Here is a 20594-nt window from a genome sequence, read left to right on the forward strand (position 1 = left end):
TTCGGGTTGAGTATGAGCAAAAGTTCGCTAAATCCGTTGCCCGGGAAGGCTTCTCGAATCCGATCGGCCTTCCCGGACCGTTCGCTCACTGCGCCAGGTCGTCGACCGTCGCAGCCTCGTTGCGGGACAGGTTGATACCCAGGTTCGCCGCGGCGCGCTCCAGGTCCTCGTCGTCGCCGTCCCGCATCTCGATGGCGGCGCCGTCCGAGGACAGCACCTCCACGTTGAGGCAGAGCGACTGGAGTTCCTTGAGCAGAACCTTGAACGACTCCGGGATACCCGGCTCCGGAATGTTCTCGCCCTTGACGATCGCCTCGTACACCTTCACGCGGCCGACCACGTCGTCCGACTTGATGGTGAGCAGCTCCTGCAGGGTGTAGGCCGCGCCGTACGCCTGCATGGCCCAACATTCCATTTCACCGAAGCGCTGACCACCGAACTGCGCCTTACCACCCAGCGGCTGCTGCGTGATCATCGAGTACGGACCGGTCGAACGCGCGTGGATCTTGTCGTCCACCAGGTGGTGCAGCTTCAGGATGTACATGTAGCCGACGGACACCGGGTACGGGAACGGCTCACCGGAGCGGCCGTCCAGCAGGATCGCCTTGCCGTCGTCGTTGATCATCTTCTCGCCGTCGCGGTTCGGCAGAGTCGAACCGAGCAGGCCGGTCAGCTCCTCCTCGCGCGCACCGTCGAACACCGGGGTGGCGATGTTCGTGTCGGCGGGCTGACCGATCATCTCGGCCGGCAGGTTCTTCGCCCAATCGGGAGAACCCTCGACCTGCCAACCGGTCTTGGCGATGTAACCCAGGTGGGTTTCCAGCACCTGACCGATGTTCATACGACGCGGCACACCGTGGGTGTTCAGGATGATGTCGACCGGGGTGCCGTCCGGCAGGAACGGCATGTCCTCCTGCGGGAGGATCTTGCCGATGACGCCCTTGTTGCCGTGGCGACCGGCGAGCTTGTCGCCGTCCTGGATCTTGCGCTTCTGCGCGACGTAGACACGGACCAGCTCGTTGACGCCCGGGGGCAGATCGTCGTCGTCGTCACGCGAGAACACGCGCACGCCGATGACCTTGCCGGACTCACCGTGGGGCACCTTCAGGGAGGTGTCGCGGACCTCGCGGGCCTTCTCACCGAAGATGGCGCGCAGCAGGCGCTCCTCGGGGGTCAGCTCGGTCTCACCCTTCGGGGTGACCTTGCCGACCAGGATGTCGCCGTCACGGACCTCCGCGCCGATGCGCACGATGCCGCGCTCGTCCAGGTCCGCCAGGACCTCGTCGGAGACGTTCGGGATGTCCCGGGTGATCTCCTCGGCGCCGAGCTTGGTGTCGCGAGCGTCGATCTCGTGCTCCTCGATGTGGATCGAGGTGAGCACGTCGTCCTCCACGAGGCGCTGCGACAGGATGATCGCATCCTCGTAGTTGTGGCCTTCCCACGGCATGATCGCCACGAGCAGGTTCTTGCCCAGGGCCATCTCACCGTTCTCGGTGCACGGACCATCGGCGAGCACGTGCCCGGCCTCCACGCGGGTGCCCTCGTCCACGATCGGACGCTGGTTGGCGCAGGTGCCCTGGTTGGAACGCTCGAACTTGCGCAGGCGGTACGAACGACGGGTGCCGTCGTCGTGCATGACGGTGATGAAGTCGGCCGAGACCTCTTCCACCACGCCGGCCTTCTGGTTCACGACCACGTCACCGGCGTCGACCGCGGCACGCAGCTCCATACCGGTGCCGACCAGCGGCGACTCGGAACGGATCAGCGGCACGGCCTGACGCTGCATGTTCGCGCCCATGAGGGCACGGTTGGCGTCGTCGTGCTCGAGGAACGGGATCATGGCGGTCGCGACCGACACCATCTGGCGCGGCGAGACGTCCATGTAGTCGACCGCGCTGGCGTCGACGTATTCCATTTCCTCGTTGCCGTGGCGGGCGAGGACGCGGTCCTCGAGGAAGCGGCCGTCCGCGTCGACCGGCGAGTTCGCCTGGGCGCGGATGTGGCGGTCCTCTTCGTCGGCGGTGAGGTACTTGACCTCATCGGTGACGCGGCCGTCGACGACCTTGCGGTACGGGGTCTCGATGAAACCGAACGGGTTGACCCGCGCGTAGACCGAGAGCGAACCGATCAGGCCGATGTTCGGGCCTTCCGGGGTCTCGATCGGGCACATGCGGCCGTAGTGCGACGGGTGGACGTCACGGACTTCCAGGCCGGCGCGCTCACGGGACAGACCACCCGGGCCCAGCGCCGACAGACGACGCTTGTGGGTCAGACCCGAGAGCGGGTTGTTCTGGTCCATGAACTGCGACAGCTGCGAGGTGCCGAAGAACTCCTTGATCGCCGCCACGACGGGACGGATGTTGATCAGGGTCTGCGGGGTGATGGCCTCGACGTCCTGGGTGGTCATGCGCTCACGCACGACGCGCTCCATACGCGAGAGACCCACGCGGATCTGGTTCTGGATCAGCTCGCCAACCGTCCGCAGACGACGGTTGCCGAAGTGGTCGATGTCGTCGACGTCGACCGGGACCTCGGAGCCGCCGGGGGCGGTCATGAGGCGATCGCCCTGGTGCAGACGGACCAGGTACTCGATCGTCGCGACGATGTCTTCCTTGGTCAGCGTCGAGCCGGTGACCGGCTGGTCCAGGTTCAGGCCCAGCTTCTTGTTGATCTTGTAGCGACCGACGCGCGCCAGGTCGTAGCGCTTCTCCTTGAAGAACAGGTTCTCCAGCAGGGTCTGCGCGGACTCCTTGGTCGGCGGCTCGCCCGGACGCAGCTTGCGGTAGATGTCGAGCAGCGCCTCGTCCTGACCCGGGGTGGAGTCCTTCTCGAGGGTGGACATCATGATCTCGGAGAAACCGAAGCGCTCGGTGATCTCCTCGGTGGTCAGACCCAGCGCCTTGAGCAGCACGGTGACCGGCTGACGACGCTTGCGGTCGATGCGGACACCGACGGTGTCGCGCTTGTCGACGTCGAACTCCAGCCACGCGCCGCGCGACGGGATGACGCGCACGGAGTGCAGCGTCTTCTCGGTCGACTTGTCGATGGAGGAGTCGAAGTACACACCCGGCGAACGGACGAGCTGCGACACGACGACGCGCTCGGTGCCGTTGATGATGAACGTGCCCTTGTCGGTCATCATCGGGAAGTCACCCATGAAGACCGTCTGAGACTTGATCTCACCGGTGTTGTTGTTGATGAACTCCGCGGTCACGAACAGCGGAGCCGCATAGGTCATGTCCTTGTCCTTGCACTCCTCGATGGAGGCCTTGACCTCTTCGAAGCGCGGGTCGGAGAAGGACAGCGACATGGAGCCGGAGAAGTCCTCGATCGGAGACAGCTCCTCGAGCACCTCCTCGAGGCCCCCGGTGGGGTTGGTGACGTCGCCGCGCGCGGTGGCACGCTCACGCCAGTCTGCTGAACCGACCAGCCAGGCGAACGATTCGGTTTGTAGATCGAGAAGTCCGGGAACCTCCAGGGGTTCACGAATCTTCGCGAAAGACACCCGCTTCGGGGCTCCGGGGATACCGGCCTTGGTCTGGGTGGAGACTGCCAAGATGCGTCCTTCCAGCACCTAACGCGCGTCGCGTGGTGGTCCGCGACCGTCGCTTGTCTGCTACGAATTCCGCTGGTTACGACCCGAACGAAACCCGAACAGCAGACAGCGGAAGTAACACCGGAAGGCGAAACTTTCGTGATGCGATCGAGGTATGGACAGGAGGCAGCCAGCGCAACGTCCAAAACTACACCCAAACCTACGGGGGTGTCAAAGTACCACCCGTGGCGATCCGTGGGCGTCAACTTCGCCCCGGTGTGTCTGTGTCGATATTCCCGGCGTTCAGATCGCCGATACCGCCACAGCCGAGTGGCGGTCTTCACAAGTGTCCGGCCGGGCCTCAGAGTCCGCTGGCTGCGTTCACAGTGCCCACGCCGGCGAGTTGTCTCCTGTGACAGCCGCCGCTGTTGTGAATAGCGTGACGGCTAGGACGAAAGTCGTCAAGTGGCGGGCCGAGTTGACAAAACGCGAGATCGCCTGTCGCAGAGCAAGATCACCCTCCGACGTCGCGCAATGCCGGAAAGACGGCGGCGAGCAGGCGATGTGACGACCGACTTACCGGTGATCCCCGACTCCCGCCGGGGATCTCCACGGCCTACTTGTCGGTGATCTCCGAGGCCAGCCAGTGGCCGTCGGTCTTCTGCATCCGCAGCACGATCGGGCCCGACGCGAGGGGCTCGGGCTTGCCGTCCTTGACGGCGGAGATGTTCAGATTCACCAGCAGCTCGGCCCGGTCGCCGGTGAGCAGCGTCACGCCGATCGGGTCGGTCTTGACCGTGGTGTCGGTCTGGGTCTGCTTGATGGTGTCGACCGTGGTGTCGACGAACTTGGCGAAGTCCTTCTGCATCTTCTCGGTGAGGACCGAGTTGACCGAACCCTTCCACTTGTCGATCTCGGCGGCCTTGTAGCCGTAGAGCGTGGTCAGGGCGTGGTCGGCGGCGGCCTTGACCTCGTCGGTGGCCGCGTTGTCGACGTAGGCGAGATTGCCGGAGCCGGAGTTGGGCTTGCTCACCCAGTGGTTCACCGCACCCACGATCGCGAAGGCCAGCAGCAGGGCCGACAGCGCCGCGCAGACGGTCGCGATGCCCCAGTTGGGCCAAAACCCGCCCTGTCCGGTCAGCTTGGAATACTGTTGCGAGGCACGGTCTTTGGCCGGGCCCCGGCCGCGGATACCGGCCCGGACCCGACCGCGCGGGGTGGCGCGCGAGGCGGTGTTCTCGGAACGCTCGGTGGTGGACCGGGCGCTCACGTCCGCGGCGGTGGTCCGCGACGCGGTGCCGCGCTGGGCGGCCGGGCGGCGCGGGGTGACGCGATTGACAGGTCGTTTCCGGTTGGCCATGGTCACTCCCTCCTAGTTGCCCGGCTTGGGCGCCGTGGTCGGCTGCTGGGCGGGCTGTCCGGAGCCCAGCGGCACCGGTTCGCCCAGGTTCTGCGCCTTCTCGGCCTTCCAGGTGCTGCCCTGCTTGACCAGGTCGAGGGTCCACAGCTGGCGGAAGGAGGCGGGCTGGCCGCCGGGCCAGCTGCGGGTGATCTTCAGGACCGCGAAGGCCGAGGCGTGGTCGCGTTCACTGTTGAGCGAGGTGAGCGTGATGCCCTCGACCGCGGACTCGATCCGGGTCTTGGACTCCTGGGCGGTCTGCTTGAGCTGTTCCTGCCCGTCCTCCTGCTGCTTCAGCAGGTCCCCCGTCATCGATGACCGGATGTTCGCCAGCGACCCGTCGATGTCGTCGGGATTGATCGACATGAGGTTGACCGCGGCCTGGCGGGCATCGGTGAGGGCGGCGTCGCGGGCCTCGGCCCGGGACTCGTCCTTGCTGTCCCCGATCCACAGGAACCCGATGACAGCGGCGGCGACGACCGAGACGGCCAGCAGACCGGCCGCGCCGATCCGGGCCAGGGTGCGCGGATCGCGAGGTTCGGTGGTGACGGCGTCGGCCCGGGACGCGTCCGGGGTCGTGTCGGGAACCGGCTCGACCGCCGGCTTCTCGAGGTTCGCCCCCGATTCGCTGTCCTTGTCCTGGCTCACGCCGCCACCATACTTTCCTCTCCTGCCGGTCAGTGCTTGGGAGTGATGCCCATGAGGGTGGACAGCTGGGTGGCCACCGGGTTCAGGTTGAGCTTCTCCGGGTCGTACTTGGGCTTGTCGTCCCACGGCTGCGCGACATTGGGGTCGGCCAGTTCGGCGCGGGCCCCGCCGCGGACGGCGGTCTCGCTGCCCTGCGGCACCGCACAGGTGGCCGCGGTGTTGAGCGGGAAGTCGTCGCGGGTGTCGTCGAAGTTGGGGTTCTGGGCCTTCATCTGGTCCAGAATCCGTTGCGTGCCTTCGTATCCCACCGTGCAGGCGGGCGGGTTGTTGGTCTCGAGCACCAGGCCGAAGTGGGTGGTGCCGTCACCGGGCGCGGTGGAGGAGCCACCGAGCGGCAGCAGCGGCAGCATGGCCAGCACGGGGCCGATGGCGTAGAACTTCGGCGAGATGGCCTGCAACAGGACCCGCAGGTTGGTGAGGTCCTTGGTGAGGGCCGGACCGCTCTCCTGCAGCAGGCGGTTGATCGAGGAGCCCGCGTCGGTGCCGGTGCCGATGAGGCGGCGGACGTCCGGGTCGCTGGACTTCAGCTGCGCGGTGAGCTTGTCGAGGCCGTCGCTGAACTGCAGGATCGCCGGGGACTGTTCGGCCTGGGTGCCCAGCACGGTGTGGGCGGACCGGATCAGGGCCAGGGTCTGCTGCAGGTTGTCGCCGCTCGCGGTGGCGGTGAACTTGTTGAGCGAGTCGATCAGGATCTTGAGGTCGTCGCCCTTGCCGTCGAAGGCCTTGCCGAGCTCGGTGATGGTGGTGGACAACGCCTTCAGGTCGGTGGTGCCGGCGAAGGTGTCGACGCTGGTGAGCAGGTCCTCCACGTGGATGGGCAGCTGCGCGCCGGTGATGACCGAGCCGTCCTTCAGGTACGGCCCGCCGTCGCTGGAGGGCAGCAGGTCCACGAACTGTTCGCCGATGGCGGAGCGGTCGGCGACCACGGCCTTGGCGTTGGCGGGGACCTTGGGCTTGGAGGAGTTCATCTCCAGGGTGATGAGCACGCCGTCGGGGGTGATGTCGAGGTCGCCGACCCGGCCGACGGGGACACCGCGGTAGGTGACCTCCGCGCCCTTGGACAGGTTGCCGGTCTCGGTGGCCTGCACCTTCACCTTGTACAGCCCGAAGCCGAGCATATTGTCCAGCCGCACGTATTTGGCGCCGACGAAGACGACGCCGAGCACGGCGATGATCGCGAAGGCGATCAGCTGATTACGCACCAGACGAGTCATCGCGGACCACCCACTCCCAGCTGCTCGAGGATCGATCCGAGCGGATCGGTCGGTCCCGGCTGCCCGGTGGGCCGCGCCACGGTGGGCGGCAGGGGCAGCAGCGAGACGGTCGGCCAGCCGCCGCGCGGCCCGTTGCCGTTGTAGTACGGGTTGGTCGGATCCACGTTGACCTGACGGCCCGCGGGCGGCAGGTACTGCGGATCCGGCTTGCCCACACCGAGATTCGACAGCAGGCCGCCGATCTGCAGGTCCACCGAGAGCCAGGTGTTGACCTGGCCGCCGAACGCGGACTTGATGGCCTCGTCCGGGAACGGATAGGTGGGGATGAGCGGGAACGCGGTCACCAGGTCACCGGCCGACGCGCCCAGCGCCTGCAGCGTGGGCCGCAGCGAGGACAGGTCGGTGATCAGGTTCTCCTTGGACTTGTCCAGCACGTCGATCCCGGCCTGGCCGACCCGGTCCAGCTGGGTCAGCAGCTGGATCAGTTGCGGCCGTTGCTCATTGAGGATCTTGATGCCCGCGGGCAGCTCGTCGAGGATCTTGGTGATCTGGGTGGTCTGGGTGCTCACCCGGCTGCTCAGCGTGTTCAGGCTGTCCAGCGCGCGGGTGATGTTGCCGACCTGGTCGTCGAGGCCCTTGATCAGGGTGTTGGCCTGGTTCAACAGGTCCCGGACCTTGCCCTCGCGGCCGTCCAGAGTCTTGTTGAGCTCCACGATGATCGGCTGCAGCTGCGCCACGCCGCCGCCGTTGAGCAGCAGCGACAGCGCGCCGAGCACCTGCTCCACCTCGGTGGCGGTGCGGGTGTTCTCGACGGGGATGCGAGCCCCGTCCTTCAGGCGCGCGGAGTCGGCGTCCTTGGCGGGCGCGGACAGCTCGATGTACTTCTCGCCCAGCAGGTTGGTCTGCTTGACCTCGGCCCGGGCATTGGCGGGCAGGTTGACGTCATCGTTGACCAGCACCTGCACGCTGGCTTCCCACGCGTTGTCGGGGGCGATGCGGATCTTGTCGACCCGGCCCACGGCCACGCCGTCCACCTTCACCGTGGACTGCGGGACCAGGTCCAGCACGTCGGCGAAGCGGATGTCGAGGTGCAGCGGATGCTTGCCGATGTTCGGGCCGCCGGGCAGCGGAATGCTCTCCGCGCCACAGCCCGCCGCCACCAGCGTCACCGCGCCGAGCGAGGTGGCGACCAGCGCCGCGCGCCGGATCCGGTTGGCGCTCATCGCTGTCCACCTTCCTGCTGCGACGGCGGCAGCTGGTCGGACGGATTGCCGGGCACCGAGCCGGGCACCGCGTTGCGCTGTTCGTTCTCGCCGCTGAGGATGCCGAAGGGCAGCACCAGCGACGGCGTCTTCACGCCCGCGGTGAGCTGGTCGGTGATCAGCTTGCAGTTGTTCAGGATTGGGCCGAGCTGCCGCGAGATGGCCTCGAACTTGGGGTCGCCGGGACGCAGCTTGCCCAGGTCCAGCATCTTGCAGACGACGCCGAACGGGTCCTGCAGATCGGTGAAGTTGGGGCGCATGTCGAGCGTGCCGGTCTCACCGTTGTGCACGTTGATCAGGTTGCTCAGCGCGGTCGGGATGAGCGGCAGCGCCTTGGCCAGATCGTCGCGCTGATCGGCGAGGGTCTGGGTGACCTTGGTCAGCGCGTCCGCGTTGGACTGCACCAGTTCCCGGTTGTTGTCGATGAACCGGGCCACGTCGCCGAGCGCGACCGAGAGCAGGCTCAGCGCGTCGCCGAGGGTTTGGCGCTCGTCGGACAGGAACCCGGCCAGCGAGGCCAGCTGGGTGTTGAAGGTCCGGACCTGCGCGTCGTTGTCGGCCAGGGTCTGCACGAAGGTCTGCAGGTTCTTGACCGTGTCGAAGATGTCGGTGCGCGAGTCGGAGAGCGCGTGCGCGGCCCTGGAGAGCTGGGTGAAGCTGTTGCCCAGCGCGTCACCGTTGCCGGCCAGGTTCTCGGCGCCGGTGCGGGCCAGCTGGTTCAGCGCGCCGTCCTTGTTGGCGCCGTTGGGGCCGAGCGCCTCGGACAGTTCGGTGATGCTCTTGTAGAGGCGGTCCACCTCGACCGGGGTCGCGGTGCGCTCCTTGGGGATGGTGGCGTTGCGGCCCATCTTGGGTCCGCCCTTGTAGGCGGGCGCGAGCTGGATGTACCGGTCCGACACCACCGAGGGGGTGATCTGGGCGGCCTTGGCGTCGGCGGGGATGTCGTACTTACGGTCGACCTTCATGACGACCTCGACCACGTCGCCCTTGGGGGTCACCGAGTCCACGTGGCCCACCGGCACGCCCAGGACCCGGACGTCGGAGCCCTTGTAGATGCCGATCGACTTGTCGAAATACGCGGTGATCTTGGTGGTTTCGAGCCGGTCGTAGCTCCACCACGCGACGCCCGCGAGTGCGACCGCCAGGACGGCCACCAGGGCGATGATCTTGTTCTTACGGCTGGTGCCGCTCAACGCGGTCAGCGGATTCTTCGCCACGAGTTACCCTCCCAACTTGCGAATCGGATCGCGGTTGCCCGGAATATCGGGCAGCGCGGGCGGAATCAGGTTCGTGATGACCGCGTCGAACCAGCGGCCGGTGCCCAGCACGTTGGAGTACAGCCCGTAGAAGGGCGCCGCCAGCGTGAGCGTCTTGGACAGGTCGGCCTGGTGGTCGTTGAGCAGGTCGATCGTCTTCTCGAGGTTGGTCAGCGCCGGGCCGATCTGCTCCTCGTTGTCCTTGACCAGCGCGGTCAGTTCCGCCGCAACGGTTTTCGCGCCGGCCAGCAACTGGTGGATGGCCTGCTGGCGGACATTGAGTTCCGCGATCAGCTGGCCGCCGTTGGCGAGCAGCCGCTCGAACTCCTGATTGCGGTCGGCCAGCACCTTCGAGGTGGTCCGGGTGGCGGCGAACAGCTTCTTGAGCTGGTCGTCGCGCTTGGCCAGCGACTCCGAGAGCCGGGCCACGCCGTCGATGGACCCGCGCAGCTGCGGCGGGGTCGCGGAGAAGGCGTCCGAGAGCACCTGGAAACTCTGCGCGAGCTGCCCGGTGTTGGTCTCCTCGATGTTCTTGGCGGCATCGCTGAAGGCGTCCACCACATCGTAGGGAGACACGGTGCGCGACAACGGAATCCGGTCACGCGGGTTCGCGGTGCGGTCGCCCTTGGGGTCGAGCGCCAGGTACTTCTGGCCCAGCAGCGTCTTGATCTGGATGGACGCGCTGGTCTCGTTGCCGATCCAGGCGTCCTGGGTGCGGAAGTCGACCAGCACCTTGTCGCCGTCGAGGCGGACATCGGAGACCGCGCCGACCTTCACGCCGGCGATGCGGACCTCGTTGCCCTTCTTCAGGCCCGCGGCCTCGGAGAACTCGGCGGTGTACTTGGTGCCCGCCCCGATCAGCGGCAGCTTGTCCAGGTTGAACGCGGACAAGGTCACCAGCAGCACCAGGATCAGGCCCAGCCCGCCCATGAATGCCGGACTGCGCTTGCCCATGACAATGCGGTCATCCATCAGCGGCCTCCCTTCCCGTGGCAGCGCGGCGCCGGGTTCGTGTAGATCGGCTGATTCACCGTCGGCAGATTCTGGAGCGCGGGCGGGAAGTTCAGCTGCGGCGCGTCCTTGGTGCCCGGCCCCGCGACGATGTCGATGCCGCACAGATAGAACTGGAACCAGGAGCCGTAGGAGGCGGCGCGGCCCAGCTTCTCCATCTTGATGGGCAGGTTGGTCAGGCCCTCTTCGACCTCGTCCTTGCGGTCGTTGAGGGTTCCGGTCAGCTGGTTCAGGCCCGCGATCGCGCCCTGCAGGTTCGGCCGCACCGGTACCAGCAGGTCGGCGGTCGCCTGGGCCAGACCGCCCAGCGAGGAGACCGCGGAACCGATGGTGCCGCGCTCGGCGTTCAGGCCGGAGACCAGCGCCTCGGTGTTCACGATCAACTGGTCGAGCTGGTCGCCGCGCGAATTGATGCTGTCCAGCACCAGATTCAGGTTCTTGATCAGCTCACCGATCACCGCGTCCTTGTCGGCGATCTTGTTGGTCAGCGAGGCGGTGTTGGCCACCAGGTCCGCGATGGTGCCGGACTCGCCCTGGAAGACCTGGATGATCTCGTAGGACAGCTTGTTGACGTCCTCGGGGGTGAGGGTCTGGAACAGCGGGCGGAAGCCGTTGAACAGCTCGGTCAGATTGACCGCGGGCTTGGTGCGCTCCAGCGGGATCGTCGCGCCCTTGTTCAGCTTGCGGCCCTGCTGCCCGGTCCCCTGCTCCAGCGCGATGTAGCGCTGGCCCACCAGGTTCCGGTACTTGATGGTCGCCGTGGTCGAGGCGGGCAGCCAATCCCGGTCGGTCAGTTCGAATTCCACATTGGCCAGGCGCTTGTCCACGATGGCCACATTGGTCACCTTGCCGACGCGGACACCCGCGACCCGGACCTCGTCGCCCTTGTTCAGGGAGGTCACGTCGGTGAAGCGGGCATTGAACTTGGTGCCGCCGCCACCGTAGTTGGCGATGGTGAGCGCCAGCACGCCCGTCAGGAAGACCGTGACGAGAATGAAGGCGATCAGTTTGGTCAGCGTCGGCCCGAGGCCACGCAACAGATCCTTCACTTGACGCTCACCTCACTGCCGCGGAAGGCGGGCGCGGCGATCTTGGTGACCCAGCTGGGCACCTCCTCGGGCGAAACGCCGTGGGCGGCACCGTAGATCGTGCCCAGCGCCTGGGACTCCTGCGGCGAGTACGCGGTCGTCGGCGTCTGGGGCCCGTACACCTTGTACTGCGGCGCCTGCATCCGGCCGATGTTCTGGTCACCCGGGTTCCGGCTGGGCGGCTGGTAGGAGCCGTCATTGGCGGAACCGTCGGTGTACTGACCCGGATCGGTGAAGGGCGGGTACATCGGAATGCAGAGCGGGCCGCGCGAATCGAACCAGCGCGGCTCGTCCTGGTTGGGAACGTAGCGCCCGCGCGGGTTCACGATCGAGACGCTCACCCGCGAACCCGGCATGTCGGTGCCCTTGCCGAAGAGCGTGTCGATGCGCGGCTTCAGCTCGGCGAAACCGGCCAGCGCGCAGCTGTAGCTGGGCGAGTACTTGGCCAGCTGCTCCAGCGCGGGCCGCGAGTCCGCGGCCACGTCGATGATGTTGTCGCGGTTGAGCAGCAGGAAGTCGGCGGTGGTGGTGGCGCTCGGGGTGAGCGTCGCCAGCAACGTGTCGATCTGCGACTTCTTCTGCACCACGGTCGCGTTGGTGGTGCGCAGGTTGTCCAGCGCGGACACCAGCTGCGGCGCGGCGTCGGAGTAGGTGGTGGCCACGTCGGCCAGGCTCTTCAGATCGTCCTGCAGGGTCGGCATCACGCCGTTCACCTGGGTGACGATGTCGTCGAGCCGGTCGATGGTCTTGCCCAGCTCCTCGCCCTGCCCCTGCAGCGCGTTGGACAGCGCGCCCAGCGTGGAGGACAGGTACTGCGGCGGAATCGCCTGCAGCAGCGGCAGGATGTGGTCCAGCAGCTGGCTCACCTCGACGGCGTTGCCGGAGGTGTCCTGGTGCAGGGTGAGGCCCTCGGTGAGGTGGCCCTGCGGGCTGTCCGGCCACACCAGGTCGATGTAGCGCTCACCGAACAGCGTCTTGGGCAGCAGCCGCGCGGTCACGTTGGACGGGATCTTGTCCGCCTTGGCGGGGTCGATGGCGAGGTCCAGGTGCACGTTCTTGCCGTCGTAGCTGCTCGAGCGCAGCTCGCCGACGGTCACGCCGCGGACCTTCACGTCCGCGTTGCGGGTCAGCGCGTTGCCGACGGTGTCGGTGACCAGGTTGACCCGCACCGTATCCACGAACTGCTTGTTGTAGACGGCGATGGTGGTCCACAGGAACAGCGCCACCAGCGCGAAGAACAGCACGCCCAGGGTCCGCTTCTTCAGCGTCTGCCCGCGCTCCGGGTTGCTCATGCTGACTCCATCCGGGATGAGCGGGCGGCCTGCGTGGTTACGCAAGCTGCCTCCTCCGGCCGCTGACCGTTCATCCCGCCACCCGCACCGTCGTCGTCGTGCCCCAGATCGCCAGGGACAGGAAGAAGTCCAGCACGTTGATCAGCACGATCGCGGCGCGCACGGCGCGGCCCACGGCCACGCCGACGCCCGCGGGACCGCCGGTGGCGTTGTAGCCGTAGTAGCAGTGCACGAGGATGATCACGAACGCGAAGACCAGCACCTTCACGAACGAATAGAGCACGTCCTCGGGTGGCAGGAACAACGCGAAGTAGTGGTCGTAGGAGCCGCTCGACTGCCCGTTGAAGTAGATGCTGATCAACCGCGAGGCCAGGTAGGTGCCCAGCAGGCCGACCACGTACAGCGGGATCACGGCGAGGAAGCCCGCGATGGCGCGGGTGGTCACCAGGAACGGCACCGACGGCACCGCCATCACCTCGAGCGCGTCGATCTCCTCGGAGATCCGCATGGCGCCCAGCTGCGCGGTGAACCCACAGCCGACCGTCGCCGAAAGTGCCAGCGCCGCAACCAGGGGCGCGAGCTCACGGGTGTTGATGTACCCGGTGAGGAAGCCGGTGAGCACGCCCGAGCCCAGCGCGTCGAGCGCCTTGAAGCCCTGCAGGCCCACCACCACACCGACCGAGGCCGACATGAACACGATGACGCCGATGGTGCCGCCGATGACCGCCAGCGCGCCCGACCCGAAGGTCACCTCGGCCAGCAGCCGGGTGACCTCCTTGCGGAAGTGCACGATGGTCCGCGGGATGGCGCCGATCGCCCGCGAGTAGAACGACATCTGGTCGCCGGCCTTGTCGACCATGTTGACCGGAGCCATGAGCGCGGGCTTGACCCGGCGCGCCGACCGGGAGAAAACGGTGGAGCGCTGCGAAACGACCATTGTCACGCGCCCTTTGCGGGTACGACCTGAAGATAGATCAGGGTGAGGATGAGGTTCAGGAAGAAGAGCACGAGGAACGTGATGACCACCGACTGGTTCACCGCGTCGCCCACGCCCTTGGGTCCGCCCTTGGGATGTAAGCCCTTGTAGGCGGCGATGACGCCCGCCACCACACCGAAGATCAGTGCCTTGATCTCACCGATCACCAGGTCGGGGATTTGCGCGAGGGCGGAGAAGGACGCCAGGTACGCGCCCGGGGTGCCGCCCTGCAGCCCCACGTTGAAGAAGTAGCCGCCGCAGATGCCGACGACCGAAACCATGCCGTTGAGCAGGAAGGCGACCAGCATCATGCCCAGCACGCGTGGAACCACCAGGCGCTGAATGGGATCGATGCCGAGCACTTCCATGGCGTCGATCTCCTCGCGAATGGTGCGCGAGCCGAGATCGGCGGCTACGGCGGAGCCCGCGGCTCCGGCGATGATCAATGCGGTCACCACCGGTGCGGCCTGCTGGACCGTGGCCAGCACGCTGGTCGCGCCGGTGAAGTTCTCCGCCCCCAGCTGCTTGATGAGCGAGCCGGTCTGCAGGGCCACCACGGCGCCGAACGGGATTGCCACCAGTGCGGCGGGGAGGATCGAGACACTCGCGATGAACCACGATTGCTCGATGAACTCCCGCCACTGGAAAGGCCGGCGGAACGTCTTCCGGAACACGTCGAGAAAGAGTCCGAAAACATTGCCGGCCTGGGCAAGTCCCGACTCGACCGAGGTGCGCAGTCGCGTCGAGGAGGGGTTCACGGGCGGTATGTTACCCGTTAGTTAGGTTCTGTCGAACCGTGGAGTCGTAGCCACCCTGGTACGCGGGCATCACCTGCGTGTCGGCATCGCCGTTCTCGGCCATCGACTCCCGGATCGCCTCCTGCGCGGCGGGCGGCAGGGTGTGCATGATCTGGCGGACCCGCTCACGGCGACGGCCCACCGCGCCACGCACCGGCATGCCCGGCTGCGCCCGCATCTGCGGGATGATGCCCTCGATCTCCTCGGCGCCACCGGCGTGGTGACCCGAGTCGAACATGGCCTGCTCGCGGGCCATCTGGGCTTCGTCCTTCTCCTCGGACATACCGATGGGGCCCTGCATGCGGCCGTTGAGGAACTGCTTGACCACCGGCTCATCGGAGGTGAGCAGCACCTCGCGGGGGCCGAACATGACCAGGTTGCGGCGGAACAGCATGCCGATGTTGTCCGGCACCGTACGGGCCAGGTTGATGTTGTGTGTGACGATCAGGATCGTCGCGTCGATCTGCGCGTTGATGTCGATCAACAGCTGCGAGAGGTACGTGGTGCGAACGGGATCCAGACCGGAGTCCGGCTCGTCGACGAGGATGATCTGCGGGTCCAGCACCAGCGCGCGGGCCAGGCCGGCACGCTTGCGCATACCGCCGGAGATCTCGCCGGGCAGCTTGCCCTCGGCGCCGAGCAGACCGGTCAGCTCGAGCTTCTCCATGACGATCTTCTTGATCTCGGATTCGCTCTTCTTGGTGTGCTCGCGCAACGGGAAGGCCGTGTTGTCGAACAGGTTCATCGATCCGAACAGCGCGCCGTCCTGGAAGAGGACGCCGAACAGCTTGCGGATCTCGTAGAGCTCCTTGTTCGAGCAGGTGGTGATGTCGGTGCCGTCGATATAGATCGAGCCCTTCTCCGGACGGAGCAGACCGATCAACGACTTCAGGAAGACGGACTTACCGGTACCCGAAGGGCCGAGCAGAGCGCTTACTTCCCCCGACGGCAGCGTCAGCGAGACGTCCTGCCAAATACGCTGGGATCCGAACGACTTCGTGATGCCTTCGGTCCTGACCTCGACGCCCACGCCAACCTCCACTTTCTCCGACGAGCGCCCTACATGTGGGACGTTCCGCCACAAATTTCGCGCGGTGTGGCGCGTCACAGTAGGTCCGGTCACTGTATCGCATATATACCGTCTCGGACACCGGGACCTGACCGGTCGGTAGCAACATTCGCATTGCGGTACCGATCACGCGCCAATCACGGCAGCAGAATACGCGAAAAGGGCGGTCCCACAATGGGAACCGCCCTTTTCACAATTACCGCGCCACCGGGGTTGCGACCCCGGTGAGACACACCGTCTTACTTGATGGTGATCTTGGCGCCGGCCTCTTCGAGCTTCGCCTTGGCAGCCTCGGCGGCGTCCTTGGCGACCTTCTCCAGGATCGGCTTCGGGGCGCCCTCGACCAGGTCCTTGGCTTCCTTCAGGCCCAGGCCGGAGACGATCTCACGCACGACCTTGATGACCTGGATCTTCTTGTCGCCGGCACCCTCGAGGATGACGTCGAACTCGTCCTGCTCCTCGGCGGCGTCGGCCGGAGCAGCGGCGCCACCGGCGACGGCGACGGCGACCGGAGCGGCAGCGGTGACCTCGAACTTGTCCTCGAACGCCTTCACGAACTCGGACAGCTCCAGCAGGGTCATGCCGGCGAAGGTCTCGAGCAGCTCATCAACGTTGGCCATTGATATTTCCTTTCGGTAGTTCCGTCACCGCGCCGCGGCGACGAATAGGTTTGGGGTAGTGACTTATTCGGCGTCGGCAGCAGCGTCGGCGGCCGGAGCGGCAGCGCCACCCTCGGCCTGCTTCTTCTCCTGCAGCGCGGCCATGAGGCGCGCGACCTGGTTGCCGGGGGCGGCGAACAGGCCGGCAGCCTTCGACAGGTTGCCCTTCATGGCGCCGGCCAGCTTGGCCAGCAGCACCTCGCGCGACTCGAGGTCGGCGATGCGCTCGACCTCGGCCACGGACAGCGCAGCGCCGTCCATGTAGCCGCCCTTGATGATGAGCGCCTTGTTGTCCTTGGCGAACGCCTTCAGCGCCTTGGCGGCCTCGACCGGCTCGCCGGTGATGAAGGTGATAGCGGTCGGACCGACGAACAAGTCATCCAGGCCAGCCACGCCCGCCTCGGCGGCAGCGCGCTTGACCAGGGTGTTCTTGGCGACGGAGTAAGTAGCGTTCGCGCCGAGCGCACGACGCAGCTCGGTGATCTTGCTGACCGACAGACCGCGGTACTCCGTGACAACCGTCGCGGTGGACGCCTTGAACTGCTCGGTGATCTCCGCGACCGCGGTGACCTTCTCAGAATTCGCCATACTTCGCCTCCTCTCTGGATGGTCGGTTCTCGTATGAACTACCGAGTTCCGCCAACAGGGGCCGGCGACAAAGCTAACGCCCCGGTCGCAGAGCGAACCCGGGGCGTACAAGAAACGATCGCGATCTCTCGCGGGTTTCCCGACCTCGGTTCTCCCTGCGTGGGTCGCCGGCAATATCGCCGGACCTTCAGCCGCCTGACGGCAGCAACCAACGGTCTTCGGTAGAACGATGTGGGGTGATCACCGAAACTCCGGAGAGCATGTCGATGACCGTCGTCCAATATAGCGGACCAGCATCGATACGCCAAAACGGGGTGCGGAGAGCAGCGCAGGCCCGCTCGATCGCCGTGCGCTGCTACGCACTGCCGAAGTAGAGGTTGTCCAGCATCTTGCAGTGTTCGGGACGGTTGGGGTCCTGAGTGCCCTGGCCGGTGCCCGACCCCGAGCCGAGCGGGCAGCCCAGCGCGATCGCCGATCCGGCGTAGGGGAAGAAGAGCACGATCAAGGGCAGGGTGCCCAGCGGGCCGGAGCCGTCGGCCAGCGAACCGCTGTCGGCGATGGCGGTCGGCGGTTCGAGGGGCTGGGCGGATGCGACGGGCGCCGCGATCGCGCCCGCCGCCACCGTGGCGGCGGTCAGGGCGAAAACGAGTCGGCGCATGTCAGCGCACCCCGCTCAGGGTGCTGCTGCCCGAGAAGAAGGCGTACATCAGCTGACATTGCGGTGTGGTGGAGCGAGGAGCGTCCCAGTATCCGCAGCCCAGCAGCTCGGCGGATCCCAGGAATGGAATCCCCACCAGCACCGCCCCTGGCAGCAGGTACAGCAGGGACCCGTCGCCCCAGTTCGTGGGGATGGCGGATCCGGAATCGGCGACCGGCGCGGGCACCAGCGTGACAGGCTCGGCAACGGCGGCTGGGGCGGCCAGCAGTCCGGCGAGGAGAGCGGATGCGGTGAGAGTCAAGGCGAGGCGGCGCATGTGCGCACCCTGTCATCGAATTTCCGGACGCGACAGACTGTAAAAATGGGGTATTTCAAAATGGCTGATCTCGGATAGTGTCGGCGCAACTGGTTCCAGGAGGAAGCAATGACCAGAACGGTCTCGAAAGTCCTTGCCGCCGTGGCGCTTTCCACCGCGATCGCGGGCCTCGCCGCGGCTCCGGCGAACGCCGATGTCACGTTGCCCCCGCGCACGACCGGATCGGCGGGCGTCGACGCCGGATCCGCCCTGCTCCAGACCGGATCGGCCGCCATCGTCACCCCGATCGTGGGAACGCTCATCCGATCCCTGTGCACCATGAGCACCGGCGACCCGATCTGCGGCCTCCACGACCTGTGACGCTCGGGGCACCCCGCCAACACCAAGGGCCGGCACGATTTCTCGTGCCGGCCCTTGGGTGTTCTTGCGTCGCTACGCTACGCGGAAGGGACTCAGTCCTCTTCGGCGAAGTTGCGGGTGCGGTTCGGATCCACCGGGATGCCCGGTCCGGTGTTCGTCGAGAACGTCACCTTCTTGACGTAGCGGCCCTTCGCGGTGGAGGGCTTGACACGCAGGATCTCGTCGAGGGCGGCGCCGTAGTTCTCGGCCAGCTTCTTCTCGTCGAAGGAAGCCTTGCCGATCACGAAGTGCAGGTTGGCCTGCTTGTCGACGCGGAAGTTGATCTTACCGCCCTTGATGTCGTTGACAGCCTTGGTGACATCGGGGGTGACCGTGCCGGTCTTCGGGTTCGGCATCAGGCCACGCGGGCCCAGCACGCGAGCGATACGACCGACCTTGGCCATCTGGTCCGGGGTGGCGATCGCGGCGTCGAACTCCAGCCAGCCGCCCTGGATGCGCTCGATCAGGTCCTCGGCGCCCACGGCGTCGGCACCGGCGGCCTCGGCCTCGGCGGCCTTGTCACCGACGGCGAACACGATGACGCGGGCGGTCTTACCGGTGCCGTGCGGCAGGTTGACGGTGCCGCGGACCATCTGGTCGGCCTTACGCGGGTCGACACCCAGACGGACGGCAACCTCGACGGTCGCGTCGGTCTTGGTGGTGGCGGTCTCCTTCGCGAGCCGCGCGGCGGCCAGCGGAGCGTAGAGAGCAGCGCGGTCGACCTTGGCGGCCGCCTCGAGATAAGCCTTGCTTCGTTTTGCCATGTTGATCTGTCCTTGTCTAAGTCAGAAGTGGTGCGGGACAGGCGGTCCCTCCCACCGAGCCGGAAGGCTCTTACTCCGCGATGGTGATACCCATCGAGCGGGCAGTACCAGCGATGATCTTCGCCGCGGCGTCGATGTCGTTGGCGTTCAGGTCTTCCTGCTTGGTCTTGGCGATCTCACGGACCTGGTCCATGGTGATCTGCGCGACCTTGGTGCGGTGCGGCTCGGCGGAGCCCTTCTGCACACCGGCGGCCTTCAGCAGCAGACGCGCGGCGGGCGGCGTCTTCAGCTTGAAGTCGAACGTGCGGTCTTCGTAGACCGTGATCTCGACCGGGATGACGTTGCCACGCTGCGACTCGGTCGCCGCGTTGTACGCCTTGCAGAACTCCATGATGTTGACGCCGTGCTGACCCAGCGCCGGACCCACCGGCGGAGCCGGGTTGGCCTGGCCGGCCTGGATCTGGAGCTTGATGAGCCCAGCGACCTTCTTCTTCTTCGGGGGCATCTTTCTTCCTTGGTTAGGTTCCTTACGGATCACCCGTAAGCCTTTTCCGGGACTTGCGCCCAGGGCAGCTCGAGATCAGGCCCTAGGCACAACCCGGCAAGTCTACGTGAACGCGAAAAAGGCGGTGACACCGGGTGAAACCCGGGCCACCGCCTCCCTGCGACTAAATCTTGGCGACCTGCGTGAACGCCAGTTCGACCGGAGTCTCGCGGCCGAAGATCGAGACCAGCACCTTGAGCTTCTGCTGCTCGGCGTTGACCTCGGAGATGCTGGCCGGCAGGGTCGCGAACGGGCCGTCCATGACGGTCACCGACTCGCCGACCTCGAAGTCGACCTCGATGATCGGCTTCGCGACGGCGGTGTCGCCACCGGTCGTGGCGGCGGCAGCGGCGGCGGCCGGCGCGGCGGCCTTCTTCTGCTGCGCGGCCGGGACCAGGAACTTCACCACGTCCGGGATGGTCAGCGGCGAGGGACGCGAGGTGGCGCCGACGAAACCGGTGACACCGGGGGTGTTGCGCACCGCGCCCCACGACTCGTCGTTCAGCTCCATGCGGACCAGGATGTAGCCCGGCAGCACCTTGCGGTTGACGTTCTTCTTCTGGCCGTTCTTGATCTCGGTGACCTCTTCGGTCGGCACCTCGACCTGGAAGATGTAGTCCTCGAGACCGAGGTTCTGCACACGGGTCTCGAGATTGGTCTTCACCTTGTTCTCGTACCCGGCGTAGGAGTGCACGACGTACCAGTCACCGGGCGCGCGACGCAGCGCGGCGGTCATCTCGGCGACCGGGTCGGCGGGCTCGTCGGAGATCTCGGCCGCGGGCTGCGCGGGCTCGGCCTCTTCGGCGTCCGCCGCGAACTCGTCGGCGTCGGCGAAGCCCTCAGCGTCCTCGACGTCCGCGGTGGTCTCTTCGATCACCACGTCATCCACCGGGAATTCCTCGGTTGTGCCGTTCTCCGGGGTGCTCACTGGGGCACTCGCTTCCTTAGTCGTCACGTAATCCTCTGCGCGCCGGGGCAAGGCATAGCCCGGCGGATGTTCCCGCTCCCCGCCTCTGCCCGGGGGCCGGTCACCGGCCGCGACGGTCAGACGCGGTCACC

General features: G+C 66.6%; 20 protein-coding genes. 1 reads left to right on the plus strand and 19 read right to left on the minus strand.

Annotated features, from left to right (window positions below; genetic code table 11):
• Positions 1–85: 85 nt before the first annotated feature.
• From ACQPYY_RS30825 to ACQPYY_RS30900, 16 genes are all read right to left on the minus strand, one after another.
• Positions 86–3574, minus strand: coding sequence for a DNA-directed RNA polymerase subunit beta (locus ACQPYY_RS30825; RefSeq protein ID WP_357281766.1), 3489 nt, complete (start codon positions 3572–3574; stop codon positions 86–88).
• A 577-nt stretch (positions 3575–4151) separates the two neighbouring features.
• Positions 4152–4895: a hypothetical protein gene (locus ACQPYY_RS30830; RefSeq protein WP_379092360.1), complete on the minus strand. Its 744-nt coding sequence runs from the start codon at positions 4893–4895 to the stop codon at positions 4152–4154.
• Between the two features lie 12 nt (positions 4896–4907).
• Entirely contained in the window at positions 4908–5582 is a 675-nt protein-coding gene (locus ACQPYY_RS30835) for a hypothetical protein (protein ID WP_433591943.1), read from the minus strand.
• 29 nt (positions 5583–5611) lie between these two features.
• Complete coding sequence (locus ACQPYY_RS30840) at positions 5612–6856, minus strand: MCE family protein (protein ID WP_379092357.1); 1245 nt, start codon at positions 6854–6856, stop codon at positions 5612–5614.
• Positions 6853–8079: an MCE family protein gene (locus ACQPYY_RS30845; protein ID WP_379092354.1), complete on the minus strand. Its 1227-nt coding sequence runs from the start codon at positions 8077–8079 to the stop codon at positions 6853–6855. Before ACQPYY_RS30845 ends, ACQPYY_RS30840 begins: the two co-directional genes overlap by 4 nt.
• Entirely contained in the window at positions 8076–9335 is a 1260-nt protein-coding gene (locus tag ACQPYY_RS30850; RefSeq protein WP_379092351.1) for an MCE family protein, read from the minus strand. The genes ACQPYY_RS30845 and ACQPYY_RS30850 overlap by 4 nt, the downstream gene beginning before the upstream one ends.
• A gap of 3 nt (positions 9336–9338) precedes the next feature.
• Positions 9339–10346 (minus strand): MCE family protein, encoded by a 1008-nt coding sequence (locus tag ACQPYY_RS30855; RefSeq protein WP_379092348.1) that lies wholly within the window; start codon positions 10344–10346, stop codon positions 9339–9341.
• Entirely contained in the window at positions 10346–11422 is a 1077-nt protein-coding gene (locus ACQPYY_RS30860) for an MCE family protein (protein ID WP_379095705.1), read from the minus strand. The genes ACQPYY_RS30855 and ACQPYY_RS30860 overlap by 1 nt, the downstream gene beginning before the upstream one ends.
• Before the next feature lie 8 nt (positions 11423–11430).
• Positions 11431–12765, minus strand: a complete 1335-nt coding sequence (locus ACQPYY_RS30865) for an MCE family protein (RefSeq protein WP_357281777.1) — start codon at positions 12763–12765, stop codon at positions 11431–11433.
• A gap of 70 nt (positions 12766–12835) precedes the next feature.
• Positions 12836–13624 (minus strand): ABC transporter permease, encoded by a 789-nt coding sequence (locus tag ACQPYY_RS30870; protein WP_379095702.1) that lies wholly within the window; start codon positions 13622–13624, stop codon positions 12836–12838.
• Positions 13625–13704: 80 nt separating this feature from the next.
• Complete coding sequence (locus ACQPYY_RS30875) at positions 13705–14499, minus strand: MlaE family ABC transporter permease (RefSeq protein ID WP_357091085.1); 795 nt, start codon at positions 14497–14499, stop codon at positions 13705–13707.
• A 10-nt stretch (positions 14500–14509) separates the two neighbouring features.
• Positions 14510–15568, minus strand: coding sequence for an ABC transporter ATP-binding protein (locus ACQPYY_RS30880; protein WP_379092341.1), 1059 nt, complete (start codon positions 15566–15568; stop codon positions 14510–14512).
• Between the two features lie 278 nt (positions 15569–15846).
• On the minus strand, positions 15847–16227 hold the full coding sequence (gene rplL / locus ACQPYY_RS30885; RefSeq protein ID WP_379092338.1) for a 50S ribosomal protein L7/L12: 381 nt from the start codon (positions 16225–16227) through the stop codon (positions 15847–15849).
• A gap of 63 nt (positions 16228–16290) precedes the next feature.
• Positions 16291–16854: a 50S ribosomal protein L10 gene (gene rplJ, locus ACQPYY_RS30890; protein ID WP_357091081.1), complete on the minus strand. Its 564-nt coding sequence runs from the start codon at positions 16852–16854 to the stop codon at positions 16291–16293.
• 355 nt (positions 16855–17209) lie between these two features.
• Positions 17210–17512 (minus strand): hypothetical protein, encoded by a 303-nt coding sequence (locus tag ACQPYY_RS30895; protein ID WP_357281779.1) that lies wholly within the window; start codon positions 17510–17512, stop codon positions 17210–17212.
• 1 nt (position 17513) lies between these two features.
• Positions 17514–17828 (minus strand): hypothetical protein, encoded by a 315-nt coding sequence (locus ACQPYY_RS30900; RefSeq protein WP_379092331.1) that lies wholly within the window; start codon positions 17826–17828, stop codon positions 17514–17516.
• Between the two features lie 108 nt (positions 17829–17936).
• On the opposite strand from ACQPYY_RS30900, the gene ACQPYY_RS30905 reads away from it, so the two are divergent.
• On the plus strand, positions 17937–18188 hold the full coding sequence (locus ACQPYY_RS30905; RefSeq protein ID WP_379092328.1) for a hypothetical protein: 252 nt from the start codon (positions 17937–17939) through the stop codon (positions 18186–18188).
• A gap of 92 nt (positions 18189–18280) precedes the next feature.
• On the opposite strand, the gene rplA is transcribed toward ACQPYY_RS30905, so the two are convergent.
• The 3 genes from rplA to nusG all read right to left on the minus strand — a co-directional run bounded on the left by rplA (position 18281) and on the right by nusG (position 20463).
• Positions 18281–18991 carry a 50S ribosomal protein L1 gene (gene rplA / locus ACQPYY_RS30910; RefSeq protein ID WP_357091073.1) on the minus strand — a complete coding sequence of 237 codons (711 nt, stop codon included), beginning with the start codon at positions 18989–18991 and terminating at the stop codon, positions 18281–18283.
• 70 nt (positions 18992–19061) lie between these two features.
• Positions 19062–19496, minus strand: a complete 435-nt coding sequence (rplK, locus tag ACQPYY_RS30915; protein WP_357091071.1) for a 50S ribosomal protein L11 — start codon at positions 19494–19496, stop codon at positions 19062–19064.
• A gap of 163 nt (positions 19497–19659) precedes the next feature.
• Positions 19660–20463, minus strand: a complete 804-nt coding sequence (gene nusG, locus ACQPYY_RS30920) for a transcription termination/antitermination protein NusG (RefSeq protein WP_357281784.1) — start codon at positions 20461–20463, stop codon at positions 19660–19662.
• Positions 20464–20594: the final 131 nt, after the last annotated feature.

The organism is Nocardia sp. CA-145437 (assembly GCF_050956485.1).
In the GTDB taxonomy this organism is placed as follows: Bacteria; Actinomycetota; Actinomycetes; order Mycobacteriales; family Mycobacteriaceae; genus Nocardia.